Source organism: Flavobacterium sp. RSB2_4_14 (assembly GCF_051547085.1).
Taxonomy (GTDB): domain Bacteria; phylum Bacteroidota; class Bacteroidia; order Flavobacteriales; family Flavobacteriaceae; genus Flavobacterium.
On record NZ_JBPTTL010000001.1, the window covers coordinates 1,257,892 to 1,274,476 of the forward strand.

Here is a 16,585-nt window from a genome sequence, read left to right on the forward strand (position 1 = left end):
AAAACTCTCAAAGAATTTTTTGAGAGTTTTTGAATTGTCTAAATATGATTTTTTAATTATCTTTTCATGGCAAAATGTGCTTTAAATTCTTGGTCAACTTGGTTTTCATCTTTGTAAGTTACACTAAACCAATAATCATCAGAAGGCATTAAATTTCCGTTATAGGTTCCATCCCAACCAGAATTACTTGGTTTAATTTGTTTTAGTATTTTACCATAGCGATCATAAATTAGAATACTGGCGCTTGGTTGATTTGATAAATCTTTTATGTTCCAAGTGTCATTATACCCATCACTATTTGGAGTGAAAAACTTAGGATAGTTAATTACTACAGCTTGAATGGTTGTAATGCCACAACCGTATTTGTCTCTAACCGTTACAGTGTGTAACCCAGATGTTACATTTTGGAAGATAGGACTATCTTGAAAAGGACCATTGTCTAATTGATATTCAAAATTATTTCCTTGTCCAGTTGCAACAACAGTAATGGATTGAGAGTCTGCAAAATCATCACTTACCGTATAAGTTACAACAGCTGGCTCAGATGGACTTACGGTTATACTTACAGGTTCTGAGCTACAACCAGTAGCAATACTTGTCGCTACCAAAGTGTAAACTCCAGGTAATATTGCTTGATAAGAATTTCCATTTCCTACTGTTACACCAGCTTCATTTGTCCAAACAAAATGATGTGTAGCAGTGCTCAAACCACTGAAAATTGTATATGGATTTAACAAAGTTCCAGTCTCACTATCAATACAGATTATCCCATCAACTGGTGTTGGTTCAGGTAATTTATTGACAATTATTGATATAGGTTTGATATCATAGCAACTTGGTGCTAAAGTATTATTAACTCTAACATATACTGTTGTAAGTGTAGTAGAAATAATTGCATTTGTTTGATTTGTGGCATTAGCTAAGTTTTCATAATATGCGATTGTGAATTCACTTCCTGTTTGTGTTCCAAGAACAGCGGCTGTTAAATTTGATAAGTTAAAAGAAATTACACCATCATTTGTGCCATCTTGATCGCATATAGTTCTCAATGAAGCTGGAACTGAATTTGCAATTGGGGTATCAATTATAGTTACCGTAAAAGAACTTTCGTCTGAACATCTAGGTAAATAGGGTGAAACCGCATAAATATAAATTGTTTGAGATGTTGTAATAACTGTTCCAGCAACTAATGATGTCCCAGTCCCATTTGGGCCAGTAAAGTATTGTCCAATTGTTAATGTTGGTAAAGTGTAATTTTCACAAATGGTGACATTAGGTTTGTCGTCTACATTAAATATCGTAACCGTAAAGCTTACTTGACTTGAACAATCAGGTGATGTAGCAGTGTTTGCATACACATAAACTGTTTGTGAAGAAGTTAATACATCACCTACATTCAATAAATTTCCTGTTCCATTTGGACCGGTGTAATAGTTACCAATTGGTAATGGTCTTAATGTATATGAATTACAAGAATTAACATTTAAAATTGTTGGAATAATAGGTGTATCGTTAATAGTTACAGTAAATGAAGTTTCATCAATACAAGAAAAAGCAGTTCTAATTTGAGATTCTTTGAAAATGAAAATTGTTTGAGTTGACGTTATAACCGTTCCTGGTAATAATTCAACAGTTCCCTCATTTGGTCCACCAGATTGAGTGTAATATTTATTGTTTGGCGTCAGACTTGGTAATGTATAATTATCACAAGCAGTCACATTTGCAAGTATGTCCGCTGAAGTTGAAAAAATATTTATTTGAAAACTATTTTGCGCTGAACAAGGTGGTGTTGTGTTTGAAATTGCATAGATGTAAATTCTCTGAGATGTTGTAATCACTGTTCCTGCTGTTAGTAATGTGCCAGTTCCATTAGGTCCAGTGTAATAATTACCAACATTCAGTGCTGTCAAAACATATTGATCACATATATCAATATCAGAGCGCGAATCAATTTGTGGAATTCCAAGAACAGTTACAGTAAAACTATTTTGATTGAAACAGCTATTATCTAATCTTTTGAAGATATAAATAGTTTGAGTAGTAATTATAACATCACCAGGATAAAGCATGGTTCCAGTTCCATCAATACCGGTATAATATTCACCGCTAGTTATAGTAGGCAATGTATAACTTTCACAAACAGACACATCAGTTAAACTATCAATTTGTGGTTGAGCAATAGATAAAGTGAAAAACAAGTTGTCAGTACAATTTGCTCCACTTCCACTTGTTGTTGGTGCATATATGTAAATAGTTGTACTTGTATTTACTACTGTACCAGCTGGAATTTGTGTACCTGTTCCCATTGGTCCAGTAAAGTAATTACCAATGGGTAAAGTAGGTAGGGTGTAACCATTACATTGTGAAATATTTGGAGGTTGATTAATACCAATGATTACTTCAAAACTATCTTCGTCAGAACACGGTGTTGGACCAGTAGTTGCTGCATAAACATAAATAGTCTGACTTGCTGTCAATACGGTTCCTACAGGAATTTGATTGCCAGTTCCACCAGATTGTGAATAGTAATTTCCGAGTGTTAGAGCAGGCAATGTGTAAGAACTACATTCAAAAATATCATTTCTAGTTCCAACTTCAATAGTAGATAAAATAGAAACTGTAAAACTGGAATCAACTACGCAAGGTGGTGTAGTTGTAGTAGTAAAGTAATAATATATTAACTGTGAAGAGGCAATAATTGTTCCAGCTGGTATTTCGGTTCCTCCACCTCCAGGAGCAGTTCGGTATTTTCCGTATTGTAATGAAGGCAGTGTGTAGCTTCCACAACTGTTTACATTTGGGGGAGTTAATGAACTTTCATCAACTATTTTAACTTGAAATGAACTCCCAGCTCCACAAGTTCCTGGTCCACCAGGTTGATTGTAAATATAGATTGTTTGTGTTTCAGTTATAACATCTCCAGCAAATAAAGGAGTTCCAGAGCCATTAGGTGCAGTAAAATAATTTCCATTTGTTAATGAAGGCAAAGAGTAATCACTACATACTAATACGTTTTGTAGAACATCAACAATTGGTCTTTGATTTAGAATAATATTAAAACTAGAGATACTATAACAAGATTGATCAGATATATTTTCTACTCTTACATAAATAGTTGAACTAGTTAATTGAGCATATGATGGATTGTTAATTGGATTTGTTCCAATATTTGCATTATTTAGTGTCGTATAAAAACTAATTAAATTTATTGATGTTGATTGGACACCCAATATAAGTGGATTTTGTTGTGTTAAATCAATGTATTGATATTGTTGAGTGTTTGATCTCATACATCCAATTATATCCGTTGGTTGGTGTGCAACTGGTGGTGGTGAAGTCAATAATTGAAAAGACTTAATTACAAAGCAAAGACTATTAGGTAATTGAATTCGAACATATATAGTTTGTCCAGGAGCACTATTGTACTGCAATGGTAGAGTATTCACATTGTTATCTGCATCATTTTGTGTTGCGAAATATGCTACTGTTGTCAATGGGTCTAAGCCTTGTTTTACTCTTGAAGTATTCAAATCTAAATTATAAGTATAGGTCGCAGCACCACTATCACATCTGTAAATAGGCGTTGGATTTGGGGATGAAATTTGTGGATAATACTCCACTAGAATAGTGTCCGTAATAGGTAAACAGGTACTGAAAAGATTTGTGTATGTCACACTGTAATTGCCGGGCTGACTTACATTCAAAGTTGCCCCATTTTCACCCGCTAAAATTTCACCGTCTTTTTTCCATACAAAAGAATAATTTGAAGGATTTAATCCAGTATCTAAAGTATGAGTAGTTCCGAAGCATATTGCATTGTTAGTGGTTGTTGACATATCAAGACCCAACACATCTTGTCCAATGTTAAAACTATCAGAAGAAATAAAAATTGCAGAGTCAGATTGTGGGTCAACTCTATCGGCAATTACTAATTTTATGTGATAAGGTACACCAGGTGTTAAGGCAGAAGCTGCCGTTAAAACTTTTGTTTGTCCATTAAAATTTGTTGCCGAATTTATAACATTTGAACCACCATTAAAACTACCAAAGTATTGCTCATTGGCAGATGGACAAGCAGAATTATATTGATTATCCCGAATAGTCACAACTGAAATAGGAAGATTAGTGCTTGGAACTACAGCTAAATTTGTAGTAACACCAGTATTCATATTTGTTAGTAAAAATGCGAAAGCATCTGAATATAAACATTGAAAATTCCCATATTCTTCTGAAGCAAAAATAAAATCAAAACTGAAATTTGGGGAGATTGGTGTAAAATCGAACTCTAAGACTGTAGCATTTTTAGAAACCATTGTAATTCCTGCTGCTGCTAATGTAGCTTCCAAATTTGAGTCACCAGGCCACGAAGGTGAACCGTCGTTAAGAATTGATGTATTTGGTCCAGCAGTATTTACTGCATTTCCTGTACTCAATACTACACCGCTTTGCATTGGAAAATTCAGATTTGTGTTTTGGAAAAATCCAATTCCATTTGAGGAACCAAAGTTGGAACCCGTACTCCATGTAATATTTGTAGCTGATACACATGGGGAATTTATCAATACATTATTGACTAATTGTGGAACAGTGTAACTTGAGGAACTTACGGTTATTGGTTGGGAAAAACCATAGGAAGTAAGTAAGATTGCAATTAAAAGTATTATTTTTTTCATGACTTGGGGATTTTGACATGACAAATATTGATTATTAAATCGTTTAAATGCAAATAAAATCGATGAAATGCATTAAATGTATAATTAAATAAATAATAAACTTACAAAATATATTAATCCACAACTCAATTATTAATTTTATAAATTATTCTTGTTATAAAAATTATGATGTTATGTTTATCTTTGCCCATTTAAATGAAATACAATGAATCTTTCACAACTACTGCACAATCAAATTCAACTTGCCATAAAGGGATTATATGAAATCAATATTGAAAAAGTTGAATTTCAATTGACTCGTAATGAATTTGAAGGTGATATTACAATGGTTATTTTTCCTTTATTGAAAATAATCAAAGGAAATCCAATTGAAATCGGAACTAAAATTGGAAATTATCTAGTTGATAATGTGGAGGAAGTAATTCGTTTTAATGTAGTTTCGGGTTTTCTAAATATTGTAATTTCAGATGTTTATTATCTTAATTTTTTCAATGAAATAAAGAACAATGATAGTTTCGGTTTTGTAACTCGTTCTGAAAATGATAAAGCAGTAATGGTCGAATATTCTTCTCCAAATACTAATAAGCCACTACATCTTGGGCATGTTCGTAATAATTTATTAGGTTTTTCAGTAGCTGAAATCATTAAAGCTTCGGGCAAAAAAGTATACAAAACCCAAATCATCAACGATAGAGGCATTCATATTTGCAAATCAATGTTGGCTTGGCAAAAGTTTGGAGAAGGCAAAACTCCCAAGTCTTCTGGTTTAAAAGGAGATAAATTGGTAGGTAACTTCTATGTAAAATTTGATCAAGAATATAAAGCCCAAATTAGCGATTTAATTACTCAAGGAAAAACAGAAGAAGAAGCCAAAAAGCAAGCACCAATTATTATGGAAGCACAACAAATGCTTCTTGATTGGGAAGCTGGAAAACCAGAAGTAGTGGCGTTATGGAAAACAATGAATCAATGGGTTTATGATGGTTTTGCTGTAACCTATAAAAATCTTGGTGTTGATTTCGATAGTTATTACTATGAAAGTAATACCTATTTATTGGGTAAAGAAGTGGTTCAATTTGGATTAGAAGAAGGCATTTTCGAAAAAGATCCTGATGGTTCAGTATGGATTGATTTAACCGCCGACGGTTTGGATAGAAAAATTGTATTGCGATCTGACGGAACAGCGGTGTATATGACTCAAGATATTGGAACTGCTATTCAGCGAGTAAAAGATTTTCCAGATGTTGGTGGAATGGTTTATACTGTTGGAAACGAGCAAGATTATCACTTCAAAGTATTATTTTTAATCCTAAAAAAGCTTGGTTTTGAGTGGGCAGAAAGTCTATATCATCTTTCGTATGGAATGGTAGAATTGCCTTCGGGAAAAATGAAATCACGAGAAGGAACTGTAGTCGATGCAGATGATTTAATGGAAGAAATGACCGATACTGCTAAAAGAATTTCTACCGAATTAGGAAAACTAGAAGGTTATTCAAATGAGGAGAAAGACAAACTATTTAAAACCATTGGACTTGGTGCCTTGAAATATTATATTTTAAAAGTTGATCCAAAGAAACAAATTCTCTTCAATCCTGAGGAATCAGTAGATTTTGCTGGAAATACTGGACCATTTATTCAATATACATATGCTCGAATACAATCCATTTCACGAAAAGCTGATTTTGATTTGAATGTCGATATCACCGATATATCATTGCATCAAAAAGAGAAAGAATTACTAAAACAATTGGAACTTTTCCCAGAAGTAATTCAAAATGCTGCTCAAAATCATAGCCCAGCATTAGTGGCTAATTATACCTATGAATTAGTGAAAGAATACAATTCATTTTATCAATCGGTTTCTATTTTAGGGGAAGACGATATGACCAAAAAAACCTTTAGAGTGCAGCTTTCAAAAAAAGTAGGTGAAACCATAAAAGTGGCTATTAAATTACTCGGTATAGAAGTTCCAGAGAGAATGTAAAATTTAGGTTTATATCAACTCTATTTTTTAAAAAATAACCTTGATATTTATGTTAGGTGTCAGTTCCAAAGCATAAGTATCAACACTTTCTACTGTATTGTTGGTTGTATTAACTCTATAAAACCTATTGATACTATTTTTGGTATTCAGAAGATTTAAAACTGAAATATTTGCCTGTAAATTTACTTTGGAATTCAGTTTCCATTCTTTTGAAGCCGAAATATTTAACTGAAAAAAATCATCAAGTTTGTCATTGTTAGGAGATAAATACCCTATTTGAGGATTTAATGTTTCGACTGATGTTGAAGTAGGTGTTGTGATAGGTTTTCCTGTGTGCCATTTACAACCTAAAGCAAATTTAACTCTATGCCACTCATAGATTCCAGCCCAATTAACACAATGTTTTATTTCAAAATTATTCAAAAATTCATTTGGGGATAAGGAATTAAAAAAATATTTATTGTCATTGTAACTATAACTTAACCAAGAATAAAATTTGCCAAAATTCTTTTGGATTAAAAATTCAGAACCCAAAACTTGGTAATCTCCACTAGTTTTAACTGATTCAAATTGATTTTGAAAACCTTGGCTACTTGTTGTAATTCCATTAATTTTTTTGTAAAAATTATCTAAAGTTATAAGCCAATTGTTTTTTTTAAAAGATAATCCAATTGAGATTTGATTGCTTTTTTGAATTGGAATTGTAGTTTCATTAGCCATTGTCCATCTCCTTTTTTCAATGCCCAAAAAATCGCTTTGTAAATCTATAATTTGAGACAGTGTCTGACTTTTTTGTTCTCCCAAAATCTCCAAACGAATGGACTCATTTAATACTTGACTGAATTGAAGTCTTGGCTCTACAACAAAAGAATTAAATTTTGTGAAGTAATTTGCTCTAAGTCCAGTTTTTAAAAAAGTTTTTTTATTTTCAGTTTCAAAAATTCCTTCTGCGATAAATACATGACTTAATAAAACTTCCACAGTTTTTCTGGAGAAAAAAGGGAGATTAATTTCATCAAAATTAGTAACACCTGTCTCGTCTAATTGATATCCATTATTGAAAGTTATTGTTTCTGAAATTTTATGTGAATTCTTTATTTGAAATCCAAAATCAAGCACATCATTTTCCTGATTTAATATTTGATTACTCTCAATGGTTTCATTTTTTGAAACCAGAGAATATTGGGTAGCATATAAATAAATTTGACTGGAATTGTTCTCATTCCAATTCGTCCTCCAATTAATAGTTCCTCCAATACTTCCCTGATTTAAATCACTATTTTTGTTTTCATCAGGTATATATTGATTTACTAACAGTGAATTTTTTATCACTATAGCATCTATGGTAAGCTCATGGTTTAATCCTATTTTTTGTTGGTACTGAGTGGTAAAATCATAAAAGTAAAATTTCTCGTCTGTTTTAATATCTACGGTTTGATTGTTGTTCAAATTGGTTATTACAGTATTTTGAAAAATTCGGTCTCTATAGTTTTTGTACGTTGGAGATTCAAAAAAATCAGTCAACGATCGCCTACCAGAAATTGTAAAATTGGCTTTTTCGGAAGCTTTGATTTTTGTATAAAATTCAACATTAATCAAATTAGCACTCACACTTGAGTTCGTTTTTTCAATCTCTTTTGAATGGGAAGAAATAGCTACTACACTAGAAACACCTTCTCCAAAAAATGCAGAACTTCCATTTTTGGAAACTGATATAATTTGTGCTAATGAAGGATTGAAAGCGGAAATTAAACCAAAAAAATGACCCGTTTGAAACATCCTGATTCCATTCCATAAAAAGAGATTTTGATCATGAGTTCCGCCACGAACATTGATGTTTGAAATTGTTTCGTCTACTGAGGTGATTCCGGGTATTTGTTGTATTGTTTGAAGCACATCGGGTTCTATCAAACCAGGTAAAATTCCAAATTTTTTGGGTTTTATTTCAACGGTGCCATCATTTTTTTTGTAAATTCCTGTGGTGAGATAATGATGCGTGATTACTTCATCTAATTTTTGCGTAGTTAAATAAAGTTCGATTTTTGGACAATCTGAAGTATATATTTCAGTTGGCTTTAGTGCTTTTTTTTCATAATTAATGTGGGAAATCTCAATTGTATTTGGAGAGATTAAAGGCAATTCAAAATATCCATTTTCATCCGAAATGGTACTTGTTTGGGTATCTGTTATTTTTAAGTTAGCATTTTCAATAGGAAGTTTTGTTTCATTATCTATTAGATATCCACAAAGTGGTTTGTCAAGTTGTCTATTGTTATAAATAGAATAATAATTGGTACTAACTAGTTTAATTTTTAGTCTGGTTTTAGTTTCTATGTATGCAATTTTTTCTGAAAGTGATAAACTAGTATTCGGTGGAGTTATTTTATAAATAATGATTTCTTCATCTATATAATTGAATTTGATATTATAACTTGAACTTAAATCATCCAAAACCGACTTTAATGGAATAGTAACTACCTCATTCTGTGCAAAACACAGAACAGAGAAGAACAGAAATAGCAAAAAAAATATTTTTTTTTTGGTATGCATTAAAAATCCTCTAAAATAATTTTCTTAGGTTCAAATTTAGAGATTTTTAAATGATAAGTTGAAGAAACTACATTTAATGCAGTTTTAATATTATTAGTTGGTAATGTTCCTGAAAAAAGTTGATTGTTTTCTTTCGAGTTAAGTATTATTTCACAATCATATTGTCTTTGTAATTCGTCTAATATGTTTTGTAGTTTTTCTTTTTTGAAAACTATTTCATTAACTGTCCATTCTGGTTTGGTAGACTCTATGTTTTCTTTTTCAAAATAATTAGCATCAAAACTAACTGAAATTCCTTTTGTTATAATTACTGTTTGTTTTTTGTATACTACTTTTACTCTTCCTTCGTAGCAAGTAACATCAAACCTATTATTTCTAGATTTTACATTAAATTGTGTGCCAAGAACGCTAACTTTTCCAAGATTGGTATTCACTTCAAATTTTTTACCATGCGCTACTTTGAAATATGCTTCACCTTTTAAATCTATATTTCTATTGTTGTCCCAATTCCATTTCTTGTATTGAATTTCAGAGCCACTATTTAATACTATTTGGGAATTGTCAGGTAAAGAAAAACTGGTTTTTTTGCCATTTTCTGCTATTTGAGTAGCAGTAGCCGTAGTTTTGAAAAAGAACGAAATACCCAAAAGGACAAGAAATATAGCAGCAATTTTCAACCATTTTGTTTGGTAAAATGGAATGACTTTTGGCGTTACTTTCTTATGACTGATGACATTTTTATACAACGCATCGGCATCAAAATCGGGAGTTTTCAATTGACTTGAATACTCAGCAATTTTAATATAAGTTGCATACTCAGGAGTTTGCTGAAAAGCGATTAATTCTTTCTCAGTCATTTCTCCAGCCAGCCATTTTGCTAATTCGTAATTTTCTTCCATTGCATTCATTATGATAGTAAACAATTCTCAATTAAAAAACCCTACTTGAACTCTTCAATTTCAGTTCTTAAGGTTACTAAAGCTCCATGAATTCTTTTCTCTACTGCTTTTACACTTATGTTTAACATTACAGCTATTTCGTGATATTTTTTTCCTTCAATCCTATTCAAAAGAAACGCTACTCGTTGTGCTTCGGTTAATTTATCAATAGCTTTTTCAAGTTTGTATTTGAATTGATTTTCCTCAATCAAATACTCGGGATTTTCATTATTTATTTTGTCCGAAGTAGAATTCTGCGTATATTTTAAAACTACTTTTTGGTGAGCAATATCATTTAAAGAAGCATTTGTAGCTATGGTAAACAAAAAGGACTTAGCCTTCTCTAAAGGTACATTTTTACAATTCTCCCAGAGTTTTATGAAGGAATCTTGTGCAATATCATTTGCCTTCTCTTCATTTCCAAATTTGTAATATAAATAATTGCGCAACGATTTTACATTGTCTTTAAAAAAATGAGAAAAAACTATTTCATCACAAACACTTTTAGGATTTGTGTTTTCCATTATAAAAAATTTGAGTGCCTAAATTTAAAATATTTTTTTAAAGTAGGGTTTTTTATTGCAACTTTGTTTAATCAATGTTTAATCAATGTTTAATCAACATTCTTTTAATGAAAAAAACTTTATTCTTTCTGGTACTTTTTAGTTTGTTTTTATCTTCATGTCAAAATGAAGAGGAAACTATTATTCAAAATCCGGAAAATAGTTTTGTGAAATCCTCTCCTTTGGCTTCATTGATTTCAAGAGTATCACAAAATGAAACTACAAAAGATAATGTGTTGGATGGTACAAGTTGTTTCAGTGTGAAATTACCTGTTTCAATCAATATTAATAATCAAAATATAACAGTTTCAAATGAAAATGATTATGAAGAAGTTCAAGAAATTAAAGATGAATATTCAACTGATAATGATATTGTGTATTTTGTTTTTCCAATAACTATTGTTTATACAAATTTTCAGCAAATTACAGTTAACAATCAAAACCAGTGGAATACAATAATCGCTCAATGTGGTGATGATTCTGATTTTCATGAAATAACATGTGCCGATTTTAACTATCCTATTTCCATTAACATATACAATACAAACAATCAGATAGGTAGTTCAATAACGATTACCAATGATTCTCAACTGAATAATTTTATACAAGATTTGACAGATTCTGAAGTTGTTGGAATTGTTTATCCTATAACATTAACCAATACAAGTAATCAAATTATCACTGTAAATAACAACACCCAACTGGAGAATTATATAGATAGTGTGATTGATGATTGTGAAACTCCTGGAACCGTTAGTTTGGCAGATGTTTTAACTGATGGTACATGGTATATTTCCTATTGCTATCTTGACGATGACGATACTTATTATTACAATGGTTATAATTTTACTTTTAGCAATGATGGGACTATTATTGCTCAAAAAAACTCTACGATTGTTGAAGGTGACTGGGATATTCATAATGAAAATAGTTATCAAGAACTTGAATTGCATTTTGATGGTGATTTTTTTGAAGAAATTGAAACTGGATGGAAAGTCATAGAATTTGACAATAACAATGTAAGAACGAAAAAGCAAACTAGTAATGGTACTTACTATTTGAATTTCAAGAAAAATTAATTTTTTTACTTTTAACATACAATTTTTTCCATTTTTTACGTTATTTATTACCAAGTAACATTATTAATTAAATTATAAAACAATAAACCATGAAAAAACTAATTTTAATTCCGGCTCTTTTCTGTTTATTTATGCTTAATGTAGCATCAATGTGCAGTTCTGATGATGATAACTCTAGCAATAATCCTGGTACTGGAACAGTAACTGACAATGTTACCACTGGAACATGGCGTGTAACTTCTTTTCAAGAAGATGGAACAAACAATACTAGCCAATTTACGGGCTATGCTTTTAGTATTAATACTAATGGCAGTATGGTTGCTGTTAACGGTTCAGTAACAAAAACAGGAACTTGGTCAACCTATTTAGATAGTGGTTTGACAAAATTTGATATTATGTTTCCTGATACTAGCGGACCATTTGAGTCAATATCAGAAGATTGGAGAGTTTTATCATCAACAGCAACAAAGTTAGAACTAAAGCACATTAGCGGCGGTGATGGCAGTATTGATTTATTGACCTTTGAGAAAAATTAAATAAAAAAATATTTCAATAATTTTAACCACGTTTTTGCGTGGTTTTTTTATTTAGTTTACTATAAAACTTAAAAATCAAATCCTTAAATTTGCACTTCATAAAAATCAAAGCTCACCATTATGTTCAATAATTTAAGTGATAAACTAGATAAAGCATTTCATATCCTTAAAGGACATGGAAAAATCACCGAAGTCAATGTAGCCGAAACGTTAAAAGAAGTTCGTCGTGCCTTGCTTGATGCTGATGTTAATTTTAAGATTGCCAAAGATTTCACCACAAGAGTTAAAGATAAAGCAATTGGTCAAAATGTATTAACCACATTACAGCCTGGACAATTACTGGTTAAACTGGTAAAAGATGAGTTGACCGAATTGATGGGTGGTGAAGCCACAGGAATTAATCTTTCTGGAAATCCTTCAATCATTTTAATGTCGGGTTTACAAGGTTCGGGGAAAACTACTTTTTCTGGAAAATTAGCCAATTATTTGAAAACCAAAAAAGGAAAGAAACCACTTTTGGTTGCCTGTGATATCTATCGTCCTGCTGCGATTAATCAATTACATGTTGTTGGAGATCAAATTGGGGTTGAAGTATATTCAGAACCAGAAAATAAAAATGCAGTTCAAATAGCCTTGAATGCTATACAACATGCCAAATCAAATGGTTTTAACGTAGTGATTGTCGATACTGCTGGTCGTTTAGCTATTGACGAGCAAATGATGAACGAGATTGCCAATGTTCATGCTGCCATAAAACCACAAGAAACTTTATTTGTAGTTGACTCTATGACAGGTCAAGATGCGGTAAATACGGCAAAAGCATTTAATGACAGATTAAATTTTGATGGTGTTATATTAACCAAATTAGATGGTGATACTCGCGGTGGAGCAGCTATTTCTATCAAATCGGTAGTCGATAAACCAATTAAGTTTATTGGAACTGGCGAAAAAATGGAAGCCATTGATGTTTTCTATCCTTCGCGTATGGCGGAAAGAATTCTTGGAATGGGAGATGTTGTTTCCTTGGTTGAAAGAGCTCAAGAGCAATATGACGAGGAAGAAGCTAGAAAAATCCAAAAGAAAATTGCTAAAAACGAATTTGGTTTTGACGATTTCTTATCCCAAATCCAACAAGTGAAAAAAATGGGTAATATGAAAGACCTTGTAGGAATGATACCTGGAGCAGGAAAAGCTTTAAAAGATGTTGAAATTGAAGATGATGCTTTCAAACATATCGAAGCCATCATTCATTCGATGACACCAAAAGAAAGAACCAAACCTGCCATATTAGACATGAAAAGAAAAACCAGAATTGCAAAAGGTTCGGGTAGAAAAATTGAAGAAGTAAATCAGTTGTTAAAGCAATTTGAGCAAATGAGCAAAATGATGAAAATGATGCAAGGTGGCGGTGGAAAGAATTTAATGCGAATGATGGGAGGAATGAAATAATATACAAAGGCGCGATTTCGCGTCTTTTTTTATAGATAGCAACAACACACAAAAGGATATAGTATGCAAATTTTAGACGGAAAAAAAGTATCAGAAGATATCAAAAATGAAATCGCAGCCGAAGTTCAAAAGATGAAGGCTAATGGTGAAAAAGTACCACATTTAGCCGCCATTATTGTTGGAAATGATGGAGCAAGTTTAACTTATGTAGGTAGTAAAGTAAAATCCTGTGAGAGAGTAGGATTTGAGTCGACTTTAATTAAAATGCCAAGTACAACTTCTGAAACAGAACTGCTAAAAAAAATAAAAGAACTCAACCAAGACGATAACATCGATGGGTTTATAGTGCAATTGCCATTGCCAAAACAAATTGATACACAACATATCATCATGTCAATTGATCCTAGCAAAGATGTTGATGGTTTTCATCCAGAAAACTTTGGTAAAATGGCATTGGATATGACCACTTTTATACCAGCAACACCTTTTGGAATTTTAGAATTGCTTGAAAGATATGGAGTAGAAACTCAAGGAAAACATACCGTTGTTATTGGCAGAAGTCACATCGTGGGAAGACCAATGAGTATATTAATGGGAAGAAAAGGATTTCCAGGAAATTCAACTGTTACCTTAACGCACAGTTACACTAAAAATATCGCACAAATCACTACACAAGCCGATATTATCATAACAGCACTTGGCGTTCCAAATTATTTGAAAGCCGAAATGATAAAAGATGATGCAGTAGTAATTGATGTGGGCATTACCCGTGTCAATGATGAAACTGATCCAAGAGGATATAAAATTACTGGTGATGTAGATTTTGAATTTGTTTCTAAAAAAGCGTCTTATATTACTCCAGTTCCTGGCGGTGTTGGACCAATGACCATTGCCATGTTATTGAAAAATACATTATTAGCTAGAGAACAAAAGCGATTAAAACAAGTATAAAAAAATCCTGAGTGAGAGTTCAGGATTTTTTGTCTTAATTATACATGATTGTCGATTGCTTATTTTTTTAAATATCTTTACCAATAAAAATAAAAGTATGAAAAGAACTATTTTTTTACTAAGCGCCTCTATCGCGACATTCATGAGTAACGCCCAAGTAATAGTTACCACCTTAGCTGGATCCACATCTGGTTTTGCTGATGGTCCAGGGAATGTGGCTCAATTTAATGCACCATGGGGAGTGGCAACCGATGCTGCAGGCAATGTATATGTTGGGGATTCTTCTAACCACAAAATCAGAAAAATTACTCCAGCGGGTGTGGTGAGCACTTTCGCGGGTTCTACCCAAGGTTATACCGATGACACAGGTGATGCGGCTCAGTTTAATACTCCTACAGGAGTGGCAACGGATGCCACAGGGAATGTGTATTTAGGGGATTTATTTAATTACAATATCCGAAAAATTATCCAAGCTGCTGAAGTGAGTACCTTGGCAGGTTCTACTATTGGCTATGCAGATGGTCCAGGGGATATGGCTCAATTTAGTGCACCATGGGGAGTGGCAATCGATGCTGTAGGCAATGTGTATGTAGCGGATATTAGTAACGACAATATTCGAAAAATTACTCCAGCGGGAGTGGTGAGTACCTTGGCCGGTTTTGGACAAGGCTTTGCTGATGGCATAGGGGCAGCAGCTAAGTTTTGTCAACCCAGAGGAGTTGCAACCGATAGCGCAGGCAATGTATACATAGCAGATACATGTAACAGCAAAATACGGAAAATTACACCAGCTGGCGAGGTGAGTACTTTGGCAGGTTCTACTGCTGGCTTTGCCGATGGAACAGGAGCTACGGCTCAGTTTAATCAACCTTTTGGATTGACGACAGATTCTGCTGGAAATGTCTATGTAGCAGATACACTTAACAACAAAATCAGGAAAATTACCCCTGAGGGATTGGTAAGCACTTTGGCAGGTTCTACTGCTGGCTTTGCCGATGGAACAGGAGCTACGGCTAAATTTGATCTTCCTGCTTCTGTGGCAACTGACGCAGCAGGGAATGTCTATATAGCGGACAAGAATAACCACAAAATCAGGAAAATTACACAACAACTTGGTGTTGATCAAAACGAAATTAATTCAAAAATTACGATGTATCCAAATCCTGTTACTAATGTGCTTACTTTACAATTAGAAAATGGTTGTGTTTTAGATAAAATCAGTATAACAGATCTTTCTGGAAAAATAATCATTACTCTTACCCAAAATATTACTGCGGTAAATGTAGAAAACTTATCGCAAGGGATTTATATTCTTGAGGTGTACTCAGGCGAAGAAAAATATGTTGGTAGGTTTGTGAAAGAATAAAAAAATCCTGAGTGAGCTCAAGATTTTTTGTTTTTACCGTTTTTGTATTGCACTTTTTCAACCACTTGGACTTTTGGCGCTTGCTTTTTGTCCTTTGGATTAAAAGGTTTTTTCTTGAAGTCTGTTTTCGGTTTTGGTTTAAACTCGGTCTTAGGTTTAAACTCAGTCCCGACACTTTGAGATGGTCTATCGGTTATATTTTTCTTAACCGTTTCTTGGTTTTGTTTAATAACATCCATAGCATTTTTTGGACTCTCTTTCGTGCCACGCAAATGAATTACCAAGCCGTTTAAAAAGTTGCGCAACACTTGATCGCCACAAACCATAAAATTAGGATGGTCTTCATTGCGAAATAGATTTCCAATTTCGCCTTTCGACATTCTGAAATCAACCAATTCAAGGATTTCTACAATTTGATCATCGCGCAACTGAAGTGCTACACGAAGTTTTTTAAATATATCGTTGTTATTCATTATAAGTTTATAGTTTATAGTTT

At 32.6% G+C, this 16,585-nt stretch carries 11 protein-coding genes; 6 read left to right on the plus strand and 5 right to left on the minus strand.

The window, feature by feature from the left end; genetic code table 11:
* Positions 1-56 precede the first annotated feature (56 nt).
* Positions 57-4,673, minus strand: a complete 4,617-nt coding sequence (locus ACSVH2_RS05700) for a choice-of-anchor L domain-containing protein (protein ID WP_438092178.1) — start codon at positions 4,671-4,673, stop codon at positions 57-59.
* Between the two features lie 205 nt (positions 4,674-4,878).
* On the opposite strand from ACSVH2_RS05700, the gene argS reads away from it, so the two are divergent.
* Positions 4,879-6,657 carry an arginine--tRNA ligase gene (gene argS, locus ACSVH2_RS05705; protein ID WP_438092179.1) on the plus strand — a complete coding sequence of 593 codons (1,779 nt, stop codon included), beginning with the start codon at positions 4,879-4,881 and terminating at the stop codon, positions 6,655-6,657.
* A gap of 27 nt (positions 6,658-6,684) precedes the next feature.
* Here argS and ACSVH2_RS05710 read toward each other — a convergent pair whose 3' ends face one another.
* Genes ACSVH2_RS05710 through ACSVH2_RS05720 form a run of 3 tightly spaced genes read right to left on the minus strand, consistent with a single transcriptional unit; the run spans position 6,685 to position 10,669 of the window.
* Positions 6,685-9,180: a TonB-dependent receptor gene (locus ACSVH2_RS05710; RefSeq protein WP_438092180.1), complete on the minus strand. Its 2,496-nt coding sequence runs from the start codon at positions 9,178-9,180 to the stop codon at positions 6,685-6,687.
* A gap of 26 nt (positions 9,181-9,206) precedes the next feature.
* Positions 9,207-10,106, minus strand: a complete 900-nt coding sequence (locus ACSVH2_RS05715; RefSeq protein ID WP_438092181.1) for a FecR family protein — start codon at positions 10,104-10,106, stop codon at positions 9,207-9,209.
* Between the two features lie 41 nt (positions 10,107-10,147).
* Entirely contained in the window at positions 10,148-10,669 is a 522-nt protein-coding gene (locus tag ACSVH2_RS05720) for an RNA polymerase sigma factor (protein ID WP_438092182.1), read from the minus strand.
* Positions 10,670-10,776: 107 nt separating this feature from the next.
* On the opposite strand from ACSVH2_RS05720, the gene ACSVH2_RS05725 reads away from it, so the two are divergent.
* From ACSVH2_RS05725 to ACSVH2_RS05745, 5 genes are all read left to right on the plus strand, one after another.
* On the plus strand, positions 10,777-11,787 hold the full coding sequence (locus ACSVH2_RS05725; protein WP_438092183.1) for a hypothetical protein: 1,011 nt from the start codon (positions 10,777-10,779) through the stop codon (positions 11,785-11,787).
* 89 nt (positions 11,788-11,876) lie between these two features.
* Positions 11,877-12,323: a hypothetical protein gene (locus ACSVH2_RS05730; protein ID WP_438092184.1), complete on the plus strand. Its 447-nt coding sequence runs from the start codon at positions 11,877-11,879 to the stop codon at positions 12,321-12,323.
* Between the two features lie 120 nt (positions 12,324-12,443).
* A complete protein-coding gene (gene ffh, locus ACSVH2_RS05735) occupies positions 12,444-13,772 on the plus strand; it encodes a signal recognition particle protein (protein ID WP_438092185.1) in 1,329 nt (442 codons plus the stop codon).
* Positions 13,773-13,835: 63 nt separating this feature from the next.
* Complete coding sequence (locus tag ACSVH2_RS05740) at positions 13,836-14,723, plus strand: bifunctional 5,10-methylenetetrahydrofolate dehydrogenase/5,10-methenyltetrahydrofolate cyclohydrolase (protein WP_438092186.1); 888 nt, start codon at positions 13,836-13,838, stop codon at positions 14,721-14,723.
* Positions 14,724-14,820: 97 nt separating this feature from the next.
* Positions 14,821-16,089 (plus strand): T9SS type A sorting domain-containing protein, encoded by a 1,269-nt coding sequence (locus ACSVH2_RS05745; RefSeq protein WP_438092187.1) that lies wholly within the window; start codon positions 14,821-14,823, stop codon positions 16,087-16,089.
* Between the two features lie 17 nt (positions 16,090-16,106).
* On the opposite strand, the gene ACSVH2_RS05750 is transcribed toward ACSVH2_RS05745, so the two are convergent.
* A complete protein-coding gene (locus ACSVH2_RS05750) occupies positions 16,107-16,562 on the minus strand; it encodes a DUF1456 family protein (protein WP_438092188.1) in 456 nt (151 codons plus the stop codon).
* Positions 16,563-16,585 lie beyond the last annotated feature (23 nt).